Annotated in this window: 12 protein-coding genes and 1 pseudogene; 9 read left to right on the plus strand and 4 right to left on the minus strand. The window is 44.4% G+C overall.

Features of this window, described 5'->3' with window-relative positions; translation table 11 throughout:
- The first annotated feature begins 54 nt into the window (after positions 1–54).
- A complete protein-coding gene (locus FXF62_RS04245) occupies positions 55–4,563 on the plus strand; it encodes an SGO_0316/SGO_0317 family LPXTG-anchored serine peptidase (RefSeq protein ID WP_149517782.1) in 4,509 nt (1,502 codons plus the stop codon).
- Between the two features lie 82 nt (positions 4,564–4,645).
- Here the strand turns inward: FXF62_RS04245 and FXF62_RS04250 are convergent, their stop codons facing one another.
- The 4 genes and pseudogenes from FXF62_RS04250 to sstT all read right to left on the minus strand — a co-directional run bounded on the left by FXF62_RS04250 (position 4,646) and on the right by sstT (position 8,539).
- Positions 4,646–5,065 carry a hypothetical protein gene (locus tag FXF62_RS04250; protein WP_149517783.1) on the minus strand — a complete coding sequence of 140 codons (420 nt, stop codon included), beginning with the start codon at positions 5,063–5,065 and terminating at the stop codon, positions 4,646–4,648.
- Positions 5,046–5,954, minus strand: a complete 909-nt coding sequence (locus FXF62_RS04255) for a phosphodiester glycosidase family protein (RefSeq protein WP_149517784.1) — start codon at positions 5,952–5,954, stop codon at positions 5,046–5,048. Before FXF62_RS04255 ends, FXF62_RS04250 begins: the two co-directional genes overlap by 20 nt.
- Positions 5,951–7,000 carry a bifunctional glycosyltransferase family 2/GtrA family protein gene (locus FXF62_RS04260; protein WP_149517785.1) on the minus strand — a complete coding sequence of 350 codons (1,050 nt, stop codon included), beginning with the start codon at positions 6,998–7,000 and terminating at the stop codon, positions 5,951–5,953. The genes FXF62_RS04255 and FXF62_RS04260 overlap by 4 nt, the downstream gene beginning before the upstream one ends.
- Positions 7,001–7,323: 323 nt before the next feature.
- Positions 7,324–8,539, minus strand: a pseudogene (sstT, locus tag FXF62_RS04270) (serine/threonine transporter SstT).
- Between the two features lie 163 nt (positions 8,540–8,702).
- Between sstT and FXF62_RS04275 the strand changes: the two are divergent.
- The 8 genes from FXF62_RS04275 (at position 8,703) to dnaK (ending at position 16,024) form a co-directional block, all read left to right on the plus strand.
- Positions 8,703–9,575: a mechanosensitive ion channel family protein gene (locus FXF62_RS04275; RefSeq protein WP_149517786.1), complete on the plus strand. Its 873-nt coding sequence runs from the start codon at positions 8,703–8,705 to the stop codon at positions 9,573–9,575.
- 176 nt (positions 9,576–9,751) lie between these two features.
- The gene (locus FXF62_RS04280; RefSeq protein WP_149517787.1) at positions 9,752–10,651 is read left to right on the plus strand and encodes a helix-turn-helix transcriptional regulator; all 900 of its coding nucleotides are present in this window, start codon (positions 9,752–9,754) and stop codon (positions 10,649–10,651) included.
- 60 nt (positions 10,652–10,711) lie between these two features.
- Positions 10,712–11,326, plus strand: coding sequence for a GyrI-like domain-containing protein (locus tag FXF62_RS04285; protein ID WP_149517788.1), 615 nt, complete (start codon positions 10,712–10,714; stop codon positions 11,324–11,326).
- 12 nt (positions 11,327–11,338) lie between these two features.
- The gene (locus FXF62_RS04290) at positions 11,339–11,887 is read left to right on the plus strand and encodes a ClbS/DfsB family four-helix bundle protein (protein WP_149517789.1); all 549 of its coding nucleotides are present in this window, start codon (positions 11,339–11,341) and stop codon (positions 11,885–11,887) included.
- A 195-nt stretch (positions 11,888–12,082) separates the two neighbouring features.
- Positions 12,083–13,117 (plus strand): heat-inducible transcriptional repressor HrcA, encoded by a 1,035-nt coding sequence (gene hrcA / locus FXF62_RS04295; protein WP_149517790.1) that lies wholly within the window; start codon positions 12,083–12,085, stop codon positions 13,115–13,117.
- A 38-nt stretch (positions 13,118–13,155) separates the two neighbouring features.
- Complete coding sequence (gene grpE, locus FXF62_RS04300) at positions 13,156–13,722, plus strand: nucleotide exchange factor GrpE (RefSeq protein WP_149517791.1); 567 nt, start codon at positions 13,156–13,158, stop codon at positions 13,720–13,722.
- 10 nt (positions 13,723–13,732) lie between these two features.
- Positions 13,733–13,960, plus strand: a complete 228-nt coding sequence (locus FXF62_RS04305; RefSeq protein WP_019788051.1) for a hypothetical protein — start codon at positions 13,733–13,735, stop codon at positions 13,958–13,960.
- 240 nt (positions 13,961–14,200) lie between these two features.
- Entirely contained in the window at positions 14,201–16,024 is a 1,824-nt protein-coding gene (dnaK, locus tag FXF62_RS04310) for a molecular chaperone DnaK (RefSeq protein ID WP_149517792.1), read from the plus strand.
- Positions 16,025–16,036: the final 12 nt, after the last annotated feature.

Here is a 16,036-nt window from a genome sequence, read left to right on the forward strand (position 1 = left end):
GGATGGAGGTGGCAAAGGTGGCTATCTCCATTCTGAAGATAAAGGAGTTTTTATATGGAGTTTCAACCTAATCAACGTTTTTCAATTCGAAAGTGTGCTATCGGAATAGCCTCGATAGTAATAGGGATCATTCTTGCTGGACCTATGGTTGCAGCAGATACAGTAACAGCTGAGAATCAGATTGCCACAGTGTCTGCGGTAAACGATGGGGAAGCAAGGCAGGAGGGAAATGCTGTCCAGGAGCAGAAAGTGGAAAGGACTCAAGATTTAACTGAGTCGGCTTCCCTTGCTTCAAAGCAAACAGAAGACAGTCATTCATTTACGAAAGAAAATGAGCCTCCAACGGCTCCCTCAGTAGAAATAAAAGTAGAAACAAATCTCATTGTCTCTGAAAAGAAAGGGGCGCCAAGCACAGAAGCTGCTTCTAAGTCTGAGAAGGAAAGTAGCAGTAGTGATAAACTTCTCTCAGATCATTCCAAAGCATCTGACAAAGAAGTTCTAAAAGAAAATCCTCGGAAGGAAGAACCGATTCTTTCTGAAAATGAATTGGGCGAAGAGGCTCCTGTGGAGGCACTTGTGCGTCTGAAGGAGGAAAAAACAACTGTAGAACAACCTTTCACATCAGCAACGGATAAGGCAACTCGAATTGAAAAGACCAATCGGGAACATGAAGAATTTCTCAAGGAACTAGAGAAACAATCTATCCAGTTTAAAAAACTCTACGACATCAATCTTTTGTTTAGTGGGGTAGCTTTAGAAACAACCTATGGGGATGCAAAGAGAATTCGAGGCTTGGCGCGTGTCGATGCTGTTGACTATGCTCCTCTTCGTAGGACAAGGGTGGAATCTCCGCAACCTACCGTAGCTTCTCCAATATCAAGTTCTGCAAAAGTCAGCGAAGAGAATAGCCTAATCAATCTTCAACCGCTTTGGGATAAAGGGATTAAAGGCCAAGGTCAGGTTGTAGCCGTTATTGACTCGGGCGTTGATCCTGCCCACGATGTTTTTCGTCTAACGGACATCAGTAAGGCGAAATTCAAAAGTGAAGCTGATATTGAGGCAGCTAAGAAAAAAGCAGGTATTACCTACGGTAAATGGTACAATAATAAAATTGTCTACGTCCACAATTATAGTGATATGAACGACAATGTCAAAGAGGATGATCCAATCTCACACGGTGCCCACGTTGCAGGTTCGGCCGTAGGAAATGCCTCTAAACCATCTCCAAACGGAGAAATTATCCGAGGTGTCGCTCCAGAAGCTCAGCTTATGTTTTTGCGCGTCTTTTCAGATACGAAAGGTGGACAAGTCCAAAACTTTATTTATACCAAGGCTGTAGAAGATGCTGTGAAGCTTGGAGCCGATACTATAAATATGAGTTTAGGAACAGCTTCTGGCTCCATCTATGACGTAGGAGAAATTACACGCCAAGCCTTTGATGAAGCCCGTAGGGCAGGAGTGACCATCACCGTTGCTTCTACCAATATGGCGACCAATGGATTTTGGCATAGCAAGCCACTGGCTACAACACCTGATTACGGAATGGCAGGGACACCGTCAGTCAATCCAAATGTGATTTCTGTTGCGTCAATTAATAGTTTAACCAAACACGTCTCTTCGGAAGCAAGTCTGACTGTTAAGGAACTGGTTGGTTCAGCAGATTTCCCTGATGGTAAGATTCCAATGCATTCCTTTGTTGAACGGGAAGGCTTTAGGACAACCATTCCGCAAAACTATATCCATGTAGAAAATGGAGACTTAGAAAACTACCAAGGGGAGCAGCTTAATGGCCGTTTGGTTCTGACTGAAAGAGGCGGCGCGGTTTCAGATGTTGAAAAGATTAAAAAACTAAAAGATGCTGGTGCCACAGGCGTCGTCTTCTATCAGACAAAAGAGCAAGGGGAGACCCCTACTTCATTTGATCTTGAAGGTCTAGGAGAACGGTTCCCTGTTGGGGTGATTGGTCATCGCGCAGGAGAGCTTTTATCTCAGCATGCCAGTGATTACCAACTGAATATTGCCAACAAATTTAAGCGAGTTCCTTATGATGCTGCGAGACAGATGTCAGACTTTTCATCTTGGGGCTTATCAGCAGATGGTGATTTGAAGCCAGATGTGACACTGCCAGGTGGCATGATTTATTCGTCTGTTAATGACGGCGAATATTACATGGATAGGGGAACTAGTATGGCCTCTCCTCATGCGGCGGGCGCGACTGTTTTGGTCAAGCAGGCTTTGAAAGAGCGTTTCCCTCATCTCACGCCAGAACAGCTTCAGATTCTTGTCAAGCAGATGACAATGAGTACGGCCGTTCCCCATGTGGATGAAGAAACCAAGGCATATTCCTCTGTTCGTCAGCAGGGAGCAGGGGTCATGGATGTGACGGCTGCTGCCCTAGGTGATTTATATGTCACAGCCAAGGGCGAAAAGAGCAGCTTGACTTTAGGAAATGTGAAAGACACCTTCGAGTTTGATGTGACGGTTCATAATCTATCGGGCCAAGAAAAGTCAATTACTTATGAAACTACTCTGCAAACCGACCAGGTTCAAGACGGGAAATTTACCCTTCACCCACGTCTCTTGGAGACCTTGGCTGGTAAAGATAAAATCACTATTCCAGCTCATAGCCACCGAACGATTCGCATTTCAGTAGATGCCAGCAAGTACCAATCAGAGCTAAGCAAGCAAATGCCGAATGGCTACTTCTTAGAAGGATTTTTCCTTGTTAAAGATGCAGAGAGCAAACAGCATTTAGTCAGTCTCCCTTATGTAGGTTTCCGAGGGGACTACCAAAATCTACGAGGAATTGAAAAGCCGATTTATGAATACACTGGTTCAGACAAGCCTTTCTATTACTATAAGGACAAGACGGACTATCCTGATGAAAAGATTCCTGAAGTAGAGGAACGCCATCCTGATAATCATTTTACTTCTCTGATTAGCTATGTGTATGAAAATGGTGAATCTGTAGCAAAGACACTCGGACAAGACGGCGAGAAATTTGATGGCGACCAAATCTATTTTTCACCAAACAATGATTATAGCTTTGATAGTGTCAAGGTGAAAGCAGTCATGCTCCGAAATGTTGAAAATGTCCATCTGACGGTTTACAAGAAAGAGGACACAGAGCGTAAGCAACCGCTTTATGAAATCGGAAACGAGAGCCATAAGAAGACGGACTGGAGCTATCGTAGTGGTAGCAGGGGTGTGGAGCTCTATGAAATTTCTTGGGAAGGTTTGGACAAGGAAGGCCAGCAACTTCCAGATGGGGAATATCAATTTGTCATTACCTATCGACCATCAGCTTCTGGAGCTAAGCAGCAAGAGTTGAACTTCAAAGTGAAGATCGACACAACAGCTCCAAGTATAGAGGAAGGTAGCGCTCATTATGATCCTGACACAAGGATTTTCCGTCCTGGGAAGATTGTCGAAAATGGTAGCGGGCTTGCTGGAACCTATCTATCATATAGCAAAGATAGAGAAACGCATGCATTGACTCCAGAAGAAGACGGAACTTATGTCATTCCAGAGGGAGTAGATATCTCAACGCTTCGTTATTCAATCTGGGACAAGGTTTACAATACAGCTGAACTGGATATTCATGGTAAGGCAGTGGCAGCAGAGACACCGGGTGCCGAGCAGCCAGAGGAAACTCCTGAAGAAAGGCCAGACAATCAAAAGAAAGCCGAAAAAGGAACTTTAGAACTTACCTTTACAGACAGTAACGGTGAGGTGCTCAATTACTATCCGTCGATTGTTCGCTACCAAGTATTTGATGATCAGGGTCGTGTCGTAGATGGTGAATTTAACGCTTCCTTCAACAGAGGCACCTTCCCAGAACTTCCATTCGGCACCTATACTGCCAAGATTACTCTTTCAGATTACCATTATGATTGGGGAACCGAACTGGTGAAGACTGTGACGATTTCACCAGAAAATCCGCATGGAAAGATCACATTTGCTTCCCGCTATTTGAGTGAAAATAAATTGACAATCGGTTTTGATAAGCCAGTTCCTACTGGAACATTGGTGAAAGTGACGGATGAAAAGGGAGTCGTTCATCAACTTCCTCAAAGTATCTATGACCTTTCAAGTTTTGAAACCATGTTGATGAATGGGACCTATCGAGTTCATATCGAACTTCCGTCAGGCTACCAAGTAGCAGAAAATGATTTTGTTTATGAAGTGACCAATAAGATCAATCGCTACATCTTGACCTATTTGAAGGAAACGGTAGTGCCTCCAACTCCTATTCCAGATCAATCTGGTGGTATGATTGTAAAACCTCGGATTCAACCTGAGAACTGGGTTGTACCCACTCCAGAACGGAAGCATCAGCCAGAAGCTGGCAAAGCAATGGAGGAAACGAGAAGCATGAAGTCGATTACAGTCAACTATCATACAGAAACCAAAGCAAGTGAAGAAGTGTCTAATCTAGACACAAAAGAAAGCCTGCCGAAGACAGGACAAGAAAGTTTAGTCTCTGCTCTTCTTAGTGGCTTTGGAATGGTCTTTTTTGCCGTATTTAGCAAGATGGCTGGTAAAAAGCGTGAAGGAAATTAGTTATTTTCGAAGAATTTATCTCTTTCAGGCTATATCTAAAAGGTCGTGGCTTAAACACCACGACCTTTATTTTTTTATGAGATTAGGACATTGAGCTGGTTTCTTTATTTCCCCACACACTGCGCGTAAAGACCATGGAGAATAGAGCTAGAGCCGCAAAGGCTGCTCCTATATACCAGTAGGGCATATCCAGTGTCGTGGAGCGTCCAGAGAGATTGACGATACCACGGAAGAGCATGCCGGCTGTCATGATGGCTACAGCTGAGTTCCAGAGGTTGAGGCTGAGCCGAGAGAGGTTGGGAATCATTTTCATGAAGAGCAGGAGGAGGATACCGCCCGCTAGAGGAAGGGCAAAGAGATAGTGCATGTGGACAGATGTTCCCCCGAAGCTGGAGGTTTCATAGATTCTGCTGAAAGCAAAGAAGAAAATCGTTAGCAGGATGTAGGAAACAGCAGTTTTTTTGAAACGTTTTTTGCTGGGATTAGTAACCGATGTAGACAATGTCGCTCACCGCCCTTTCTGAAATATTTCCGTTGGTGGTAGGCTTGTTGATGACCTGACCGTTGAAGTAAAGTGTAGAGGAGCCGCCGCCGTCAAGGTTGTAGGCAGTCTTGACGCCATAAGATTTCATGACTTCAGCCATTTCATAGAGGGAAAGTCCCTGACTTTCTGAAGTGCGTCCGTCTGAAACGATGATGATATAGTGGTTTTCATCAATGATACCGATAGCTGTCCGCGGATTGGAAGCCATGGACTGGCCGACTTCGGACTTGGTATTCACGACAATCTCACCATTTTCTACAAGAGATGGGCCGAAGGCCAAGAGATTGACCACACCGTCTTTGACCAGTTGATCGGCAGAGACTTGATCTTCATAGATAATCTTAAAGGAGCCGTCTTTGTAAATAGCTAAATCACCATTGCTGGAGTCTTCTCGGACGGTATCGCGGTAGACGACGCCATTGCGGATGACATAGCCAGTTGTGTTGGCTCCATAGTAGTCGCCGTTAACCGCTAGGATAGCGTTGTTGTTGGCGGCCGTTTCCGAAGTTTTGGCGGTGACATTGGTTCCGTAGGTATTTTGGGCAAAGGCCGTTTTCAGGTATTCCGATGAGCTGACGGTCACATCGGCAACGTAGACTTGGGTGTTGCTGACGGTCTTTTCAGTTAGCGTGACCGAGATGTTGTCATCTGAATAGCTGGTATCCGTCACTGTTGCTGTCTCAGCAGCCTTGCTGGCAGCCTCGGCATTGGACGACGAACTTGCGCTTGAAACCGTGGAAATGGTCTCTGCGATGACGAAGGTTTTCAGCATGGAGTAGCTGAAAGAAGCTGTCAGAAACAGCCCGAAAATGGAGGCATAGGCATAGCGTTTCTTTAAAAATTTCATGATGCTGTGTGTGTCCTTTCCTTAAAAATAAATCTCTTTTGGACCATCCAAGAGATGGTGAAGAGTAGCAGTCCGACGATAATCTTGGCAAGCAGAAGATTGAGCCCAAAGACAGCATAGAAGAGGCGAATTAGCAGTGTATCTAAGATAAAGAGCATTACAGCTAGGCTGAAATAGCCGGTTCCTGTCTTGAGTATACTATCGTCGTTCTTAAAGACCAGCTTTTTATTGGTCGAATAGTTAAAGATTGAGCTGGTCACGCGGGCAATTCCGTTAGCTAGAAGAATTCTCAGGCTGGTCGGCACAGCAGTTAAAAACAAGAGAGCCAGTGCGTAGACGATGTAGTCAACGATAAAGCTGCCGAGGGAAGTCAGGGCAAATTTGAAAATATTTTTATAAATCATGAGCCCATCTCTAACAGGCCGGAAGTGCGAGCCTTCATTGTCATTGATATAGACAGTCTCAATGGGCACTTCCAAAATGGGATATTCCTTGCTGGCTTCTAAGAGCATGTTCATTTCATATTCATAGCGCTGTCCTTCTATCTTCAGCATAAAGGGAATCATATTGGTCGTAAAAGCCCGTAAACCGGTCTGCGTATCGGAGACCCTCACCCCAGTCTGAAGCTTGAAGAGAGCCCGAGTCAGACTGTTACCGAATCGGCTGCGCAGAGGCACCTTGCCAGTAAAGGCGCGTGCTCCCAGAATCAGCCGATTGGGATTTTTGGCAGCCTTGGTTGCCACGCGGAAAATATCCCAGACCTTGTGCTGGCCATCCGCATCCGCTGTGATGACCGTTCCGTATTGACCTAGAGACTGGATGTGGGTGAAGGCGGTTTTTAGTGCTTGCCCCTTGCCTTGATTGTTTTCGTGATGGAGGACAGTCGCATACTGCTCCGCCAGCTCAAAGACTGTCTGGCGCTTGGCTGAGCTACCGTCATCGATAACAATGATATGAAAATCACTCTTGCTCTGAATTTTTTGAATCAGTTTAATCAAATTATAATCGGGCTCGTAAGCCGGAATCACTAGATAGTCCATATCCATACCTCTTTCTTAGATGATTTGTAGAAAGTATACAGATTGCGGCTTAAAGCTAGCTGATATCAGTTATCTTTAAGAAAAAGTTAAATCTTCTTTAAGGAAAGAGTGAGGAAAGTATCTCGTAGGACAAAATAAAAAACTGAGAGTGGGACAGAAATCGGTAATTCGTTAGAATTCGATTTCGTCGTCCTACCTCCGCGCAGTTGAGTAGGGCTGTAAAGGCTGATGAAATCAGCGTAGTAGAGTCCACTCAACCACTGCGTCTTGCTCGACAATCCAAAGACAATTGAGAGGCTAGGACTTTTGTCCCAGCCTCAGCGCTTTGTTTAATAACGTTTTTCCTTGGGCCAGGTGCTCATTTCAGCAGTAGCTGTAAAAAGCACGTCTGTGGATGAGTTGAGGGCAGTTTCGCAAGAGTCTTGGATGACGCCGATGACAAAGCCAACGCTGACGACTTGCATAGCCAGATCGTTTGGGATGCCAAAGAGGCTACAAGCCACAGGAATCAGGAGAAGTGAGCCTCCAGCCACTCCAGAAGCCCCGCAGGCGGAAATGGCCGCAACGATACTGAGCACAAAGGCTGTTCCAAAGTCCACCTGAATGCCCAGTGTATTGGCTGCTGCGAGGGTCAGCGTATTGATTGTCACCGCTGCTCCTGCCATGTTGATGGTTGAACCGAGTGGGATAGAGACCGAGTAGGTTTCAGGATTGAGGCCCAAATCTCGACAAAGTTTCATATTAACAGGGATATTGGCAGCAGAACTACGGGTGAAAAAGGCAGTGACGCCACTGACTTTTAAGCAACGCCAAACCAGTGGATAAGGATTTTTTCGAAGAACGATGGAGGCGATCAAGGGATTGACGACCAGAGCGACAAGAGCCATGGAAGTCAATAGTAGGAGCAGAAGCATGCCGTAGCTCTTGAGCGCCTCAAATCCTTTGCCAGAAATGGTCGTGTATACCAGCCTTAAAATACCAAAGGGAGCCAGATTGATAATCCATTCGACAATCTTTGAAGTAATATCTGCCAGTGTTTTCAAGAGTTCTTTGCTATTCTGACTGGCTTCTCGTATGGCCACCCCAAAGACAGCTGTCCAAGACAGAATCCCGATATAATTAGCCTTGATCAGGGCGTTGATTGGATTATCGACAAGGCTGAGAAGGAGATTGCTCAAAACTTGGCCGATGCCTTCCGGTGGACTAACTTCCGAGTTGGCTGCGGTCAGCTCAATGGTCACAGGAAAGATATAGTTGGCGAGGACAGCGACAAGGGCAGCCGCAAAAGTTCCTATTAGATAAAGGATAATGACGATTTTCATATTGCTTTTCTGCCCTTTTTGGTGCTGAGAGAGCATTGGCAACGAGGGTGAAAACGAGCAATGGTGCGATAGCTTTTAGACCGCCGACAAAGATTTGTCCCAGTAGGCTAATGGCGCTGGCTTGTGGGAAGATGAGAGCCAGCAAGGCGCCTGTGACAATCCCGATAGAAATCCGTTTGATAAGGTTGGCACGATTCCAAGCAGAAAGAATTCGATGAAACATAGTAGATTCCTTTCTAAAATAAACTGCTTTCCATTACACGCTAGAGGTCGTATAAAATCAATGTTTTTTAGTATTCACTATGCGGAATAAGGATGCTTTGATGCCTATCTGTCGCCCTTTGTGGTATAATGAATAAGATTTTTGTATCTCATAGGAGGAAAGAATGACAGCTAATGGGAATGTTTTTACGCGCTATTTCCAGCAATTTGACTGGTCAGCTATTCTGGATGATGTGTTTTCGAAATTCGTCTCCTTGGTCTTTTTGTGTTTACTATTTTGGGTGGCTAAGAAAATTCTCCATCTCTTTGTGACTAGACTGATTGCGCCATCTTTGAAATTATCTCGGCAGGATGAGGCTCGGCAAAAGACCATTACACGTCTGATTGAGAATTTGCTCAATTATGCTCTTTATTTTCTTTTGTTCTACTGGATTTTATCCATTTTGGGCATGCCGGTCTCAAGTCTTTTGGCTGGGGCAGGGATTGCCGGTGTCGCCATTGGGATGGGTGCGCAGGGCTTTCTGTCTGATCTGGTCAACGGTTTCTTTATTCTCTTAGAGCGTCAGTTGGATGTAGGGGACAATGTTCGCTTGACCAATGGCGCTATCAAGATTGCAGGAACCGTTGTCAGCGTCGGAATTCGGACTACCCAGGTACGTGATGCGGACGGAACTCTTCACTTTGTGCCCAACCGAAATATTACCGTTGTCAGCAATCTTTCTCGTGGCGATATGCGGGTTTTGATTGATATTCCTATCTATGCTGAGACGGATTTGGATGAGATTTATCGGATTATTGCTGCTGTCAATCAGGAAGCCGTGCCAGAGCATCCAGAGATTATGAAGGAGCCTGATATTCTAGGACCGCAGATGACTGCTAACGGCCAGTTTAATTTTCGGGTCAGCTTGACAGTAGGGGGTGGCATGCAGACCAGTATCTATCATATTTTTTATAGGCTCTACCATGAAGCCCTGCTAAAAGAAGGAGTGGCGCTGCCAACCTTGGCTCCAGTTACAGGAAATAATGGTAAAGTTTAGCAGTGATCATGGATGCAAAAACAAACGACATCTATTGAAAATAAGGTTTCTAATTACTAAAAGGATGAATGGTCAGCATTTATCCTTTTTCATTTCAGCTTATCCTAGGTCTAATCCGCCTAAATATGACACGATATGGCAAGTATTGTATAATAGGAAGAGGAGAAGAAGCAAGCATGCAGAATAATCGACTATTTCGGATATTGTACTATATTTTGGAGAGAGGGAAAGTGACTGCGATGGAGCTAGCCGAGAAATTCGAAGTTTCGGTTCGGACTATTTATCGAGACGTGGACTCTCTAAGCAGCGCTGGGATTCCGATTTATACCACGCAAGGGAAGGGTGGCGGCATAGAAATCGCAGAGGATTTTGTCTTGCGGAAGTCCTTGCTGACAGCGGAGGAGAAAGAGCAGATCATGGCTGCCCTGCAAGGTCTGGAAAGCACCAGTCAGCTTTACCAGAATGACCTGCTTACAAAGCTTTCGGCGCTATTTCAAGTCAAAAATTCCAACTGGATCGAAATCGATTTTAATCACTGGCAAAACGATAAGGCATATGAAGATATCTTTCATCAATTGAGAACTGCGATTCTAGGCAAGCACCTTGTTTCTTTTTCTTACTTGGCTAGCGATGGACAGGAAACAAGCCGTCGTGTCAAGCCTGTGCGCTTGTTCTTTAAAAGTCAGAATTGGTATCTCTATGCTTTCTGCCTCTTGCGACAGGAATTCAGGTATTTTAAGCTATCTCGGATGAAAAATCTGGAGCGGCTGGAGGAAAGGTTTGAGGACAGCTTTGAAGATGTCGTCTTGGAAAAAGAACTGGCCTACGAAAATACCATTAAACTGGCAGTCAAGTTTGATCGCAAAGTGGCCTTCAGGGTTTATGACGAATTAGGCGGAGACATTCGGACAGATGCCGAAGGAAATCTGTATACAGAAATAGAAATTCCCAATGACCAGCGTCTATATAGTTACATCCTGTCCTTTGCAGACGCTGTGGAGGTCCTAGATCCGCCCGAAATCCGAGTGAAAATGAAAGAAATGATTCACCAGCTGGCAAAAAAATATAAAACTTGACATAGGGTGTCAGGTATCTTCTTGTATACTAATAGTAAGAAGAGAAAAGGAGGTAGCAAGATGAAATATGAATGGAGAAAGAGAGAGAAAGGCCTTTATGGAGCCAAGCAAAAGCCAGAGCTGGTAGAGGTGCCAAGTCAACAGTTCATTGTGATCGAAGGAGCGGGCGATCCTAATGAAGCGGATTTCTCCGAGCGGGTACCTGCCCTTTATTCACTGGCTTATTCCATAAAAATGCTCTTTAAATCCATGATGAAAGATGAGGCGGAGGATAAGGTGAAGGATTTCACAGTTTATCCTTTGGAGGGGATATGGGAAAAAGCTGCTGTGGAAGGCTTCGATAAAAGTCAGCTTCGCTATCAGCTCATGATTCAGCAGCCCAATGTCATCACTCAGGATATGTTTACAGTGGCGCTTGAGAATGTCCGCAAGAAAAAGCCCAATCTCCTCTATGACGACATCCGTTGGCAAAGCTTGCCAGAGGAGCGAGCCATTCAGGTCTTACACATAGGAAGTTATGACAGTGAGCCTGCCTCTTTTGAAAAAATGGACGAGCTAGCAAGCAGCTTGGGACTAGAGAGATGCGACCAAGTTCACAGAGAGATTTACTTGAGCAACAAAAATAGGACAGCTGAAGAAAAGTTGAAAATCATCTTAAGGTATGCTGTCAGATAGGAGGAATGTAACATGCCAAGACCTGTAACAAAAAACGATTTGCTGGCTGCAGCTACAGAAAATTTCGAAAAACTCAATCTGCTCATTTCGAACATGACAGCGGAGGAGTTGGCAAGGCCCTTTGATTTTTCAAAGGATGAGAAAAAGAAAGAGGCCCACTGGAAGCGTGATCGGAATCTGAGGGATGTCTTAATCCATCTTTATGAGTGGCACCAACTGCTGCTCAACTGGGTAGAGGCCAATCAAAGAGGAGAAGAGAAGTCCTTTCTGCCTGCTCCCTACAATTGGAGAACCTATGGTGATATGAATGTCGCATTTTGGGAAAAGCACCAGCAAACCTCTCTTGAGGAGGCAAGTTCTTTGCTGGCTAGTTCACATAGAGCTGTCCTAGACCTAGCCGCAACCTTGACCGATGAAGAATTGTTTTCTAAGGGAGTTTATAGATGGACGGGCGGAACGACCTTGGGTTCTTATTTTGTCAGCGCTACATCCAGCCACTATGATTGGGCTATGAAAAAGCTTAAAGCTCATCAAAAGAATTGTAAAATGAATCCTATCTAATAAAGATTTCTAGGACTTGAGACTGATTTTTAGCACTCTTGCAAAAAGAGTGCTAATTTTTTAGTTTTTTGTCTTGACATTCATTTTTAAGAGTGTATAATAGAATCATGGTTTAGCACTTGATGTATTAGAGTGCTAAATATAAAAAATAAAATCTCGCCAGTGGCTGGAATTTTCTAAAGAGAGGTGAGGTCCTTGGTAACAGAACGCCAAAATGAGATTTTAAATCTAATCATTGATATCTTTACCAAGACGCAGGAGCCTGTCGGTTCTAAAGCCTTGCAAGAGTCTATCCAGTCTTCGAGTGCCACTATTCGGAATGACATGGCAGCCTTGGAAAAGGAAGGGCTACTGGAAAAGGCCCATACATCAAGTGGTCGCAAGCCCAGTGTCGCTGGTTTCCAGTATTTCGTCCGGCATTCCTTGTCCTTTGACCAGCTGGCGGAAAATGAGCTCTACGAGGTCGTCAAGGCCTTCGATCAAGAGTTTTTCAAGCTGGAGGATATCTTGCAGCGGGCGGCAGATGTCTTGGCAGAGTTGAGTGATTGCACGGTTGTAGCCCTTGATGTCGAGCCTAGTCGGCAGCGACTGACAGCTTTTGATATCGTGGTTCTCAGTCAGCATGCAGCCTTAGCGGTCTTTACTCTGGATGAGTCCAATACCCTGACCAGTCAGTTCATGATCCCTAGGAATTTTCTCCAGGATGACCTACTGCGCTTGAGGGATATGATTCAGGAGCGCTTTTTGGGACAGACGGTCTTAAATATCCACTACAAGATTCGGACGGAGATTCCGCAGATTATCCAGCGTTACTTTACGACGACGGACAATGTTCTCGATCTCTTTGAGCATATTTTTGCTCAGATGTTTTCGGAAAAAGTAGCTGTAGCGGGCAAAGTTCAATTGTTACGTTTTGCGGATCTTGAGGCTTATCAGTTCTTTGATGATCGTCAGAAGGTGGCTTTTGAAATCCGTGATAGTCTAGCTGAGGATCAGATGCAAAATGTCCGTGTCGCAGCTAGTCAAGAGGACTGTCTGGCCAATCTAACCTTGATTTCCAGCAAGTTTTTAATTCCCTATCGAGGCTTTGGTATGCTGGCAGTGGTAGGTCCAGTCAATCTGGATTACCAAAAGGTGGTCAGTCAACTCAATGTTGTCAATCGAGTCTTGACGATGAAACTCACAGATTTCTACCGCTATTTGAGTAGCAATCATTATGAGGTGAGTTGAACATGAAATTACATAAATTCCTAAAAAGGAGGCGAAAAATGTCTGAGGAAATAAAAAACGAAGAAGTAAAAGAAGAGGAAGTGGTAGAAGCTACTGTAGAAACTATAGAAACTACAGAAGAAAAGGTAGAAACCGCTAAAGAAGCGGATGAAACTACTCCCGAAAAATCAGAACTAGAACTAGCAAATGAGCGTGCAGAAGACTTTGAAAATAAATACCTTCGCGCTCATGCAGAAATGCAGAACATCCAACGCCGTGCCAATGAAGAACGTCAGCTCTTGCAACGCTATCGTAGTCAAGATCTAGCGAAAGCAATCTTACCTTCTTTGGACAACCTTGAGCGTGCTCTTGCCGTTGAAGGATTGACAGATGATGTCAAAAAAGGACTGGAAATGGTACAGGAAAGTTTGATTCATGCTCTCAAAGAAGAGGGCATCGAAGAAATCTCAGCTGACGGAGCATTTGACCATAACTATCACATGGCCATCCAAACCGTTCCAGCAGATGACGAGCATCCAGTAGATACCATTGCCCAAGTCTTCCAAAAAGGCTACAAACTCCATGACCGCATCCTGAGACCAGCCATGGTAGTGGTATATAACTAGGAGGTAAGATATGTTAGATATTTTTGAAAAAAATAAGAAGCAGAATGAAGAATATCGTAAGACTGCACAACGTTATTATCAAGGAGAGAATACCTGTGATGAATGCGGTGGCAGTGTGAATGTCTCTGTGTATATGGACGATTATCCTAATAGAGATGATGAATGGCTGTCTTGTCCTCACTGTGGGCATAAGGCTTACATTAGGACAAGTGGGATTGCTAAAGCAGAAAAAGGGTAGTTTCTCTTGTCCGAAACGACAATAAACTATGAAAGAAAGATAAAAAAGTAGTTCAGTTTTGCAATAGTGAGCGAAGCGAACTAAAGACGATACTCTTCGCCGTGGCGTTATTTGCGCAAACTTTGAGATCTTAGGCTCAAAGTTTAGTCAAAGAGATTGACGAGTCAAGCTCTGACGGCGCCGCCACCTAAGAAGAGTATCAAAAAGAAAATAGAATATAAAATTTAAGGAGAAAAACACATGTCTAAAATTATCGGTATTGACTTAGGTACAACAAACTCAGCAGTAGCAGTTCTTGAAGGAACTGAAAGCAAAATCATCGCAAATCCAGAAGGAAACCGCACAACTCCATCTGTAGTTTCATTCAAAAACGGTGAAATCATCGTTGGTGATGCTGCAAAACGTCAAGCAGTGACAAACCCAGATACTGTTATCTCTATCAAATCTAAGATGGGTACTTCTGAAAAAGTTTCTGCAAACGGTAAAGAATACACTCCACAAGAAATCTCAGCTATGATCCTTCAATACTTGAAAGGTTATGCTGAAGAATACCTTGGTGAAAAAGTAACTAAGGCTGTTATCACAGTTCCAGCTTACTTTAACGATGCCCAACGTCAAGCAACAAAAGACGCTGGTAAAATCGCTGGTCTTGAAGTAGAACGTATCGTTAACGAACCAACAGCAGCAGCTCTTGCTTACGGTTTGGATAAGACTGACAAAGAAGAAAAAATCTTGGTATTCGACCTTGGTGGTGGTACATTCGACGTGTCTATCCTTGAACTCGGTGACGGTGTTTTTGATGTATTGGCAACTGCAGGGGATAACAAACTCGGTGGTGACGACTTTGACCAAAAGATTATCGACTACTTGGTAGCAGAATTCAAGAAAGAAAATGGTATCGACTTGTCAAACGACAAGATGGCGCTTCAACGTTTGAAAGATGCAGCTGAAAAAGCTAAGAAAGATCTTTCTGGTGTGACTTCAACTCAAATCAGCTTGCCATTCATCACTGCGGGTGCTGCTGGTCCTCTCCACTTGGAAATGACTTTGACTCGTGCGAAATTTGACGATTTGACTCGTGATCTTGTAGAACGTACAAAAGTTCCAGTTCGCCAAGCTCTCTCTGATGCAGGTTTGAGCTTGTCAGAAATCGACGAAGTGATTCTTGTCGGTGGTTCAACTCGTATCCCAGCCGTTGTAGAAGCTGTGAAAGCTGAAACTGGTAAAGAACCAAACAAATCAGTGAACCCTGACGAAGTAGTTGCTATGGGTGCGGCTATCCAAGGTGGTGTCATCACTGGTGATGTCAAAGACGTTGTTCTTCTTGACGTAACACCATTGTCACTTGGTATTGAAACAATGGGTGGAGTATTTACAAAACTCATCGAGCGCAACACAACAATTCCAACATCTAAATCACAAGTCTTCTCAACTGCAGCAGACAACCAACCAGCTGTTGATATCCATGTTCTTCAAGGTGAACGCCCAATGGCAGCAGACAACAAGACTCTTGGACGTTTCCAATTGACAGACATCCCAGCTGCACCTCGTGGAATCCCTCAAATCGAAGTAACATTTGACATTGACAAGAACGGTATTGTATCTGTTAAGGCTAAAGACCTTGGAACTCAAAAAGAGCAAACAATCGTCATCCAATCTAACTCAGGTTTGACGGATGAAGAAATCGACCGCATGATGAAAGATGCAGAAGCAAACGCTGAAGCAGATAAGAAACGTAAAGAAGAAGTAGACCTTCGTAACGAAGTAGACCAAGCTATCTTTGCGACTGAAAAGACTATCAAGGAAACTGAAGGTAAAGGCTTTGACGCAGAACGTGATGCTGCTCAAGCTGCCCTTGATGACCTTAAGAAAGCCCAAGAAGACAATAACTTGGACGACATGAAAGCAAAACTCGAAGCGTTGAACGAAAAAGCTCAAGGCCTTGCTGTTAAACTCTATGAGCAAGCAGCTGCGGCTCAACAAGCCCAAGCAGGAGCAGAAAGAGCACAAGCAACAGGAAACGCAGGCGATGACGTCGTAGACGGAGAGTTTACTGAAAAATAAGATGTTGAGGCG

It is taken from the genome of Streptococcus cristatus (assembly GCF_008369405.1).
In the GTDB taxonomy this organism is placed as follows: Bacteria; Bacillota; Bacilli; order Lactobacillales; family Streptococcaceae; genus Streptococcus; species Streptococcus cristatus_G.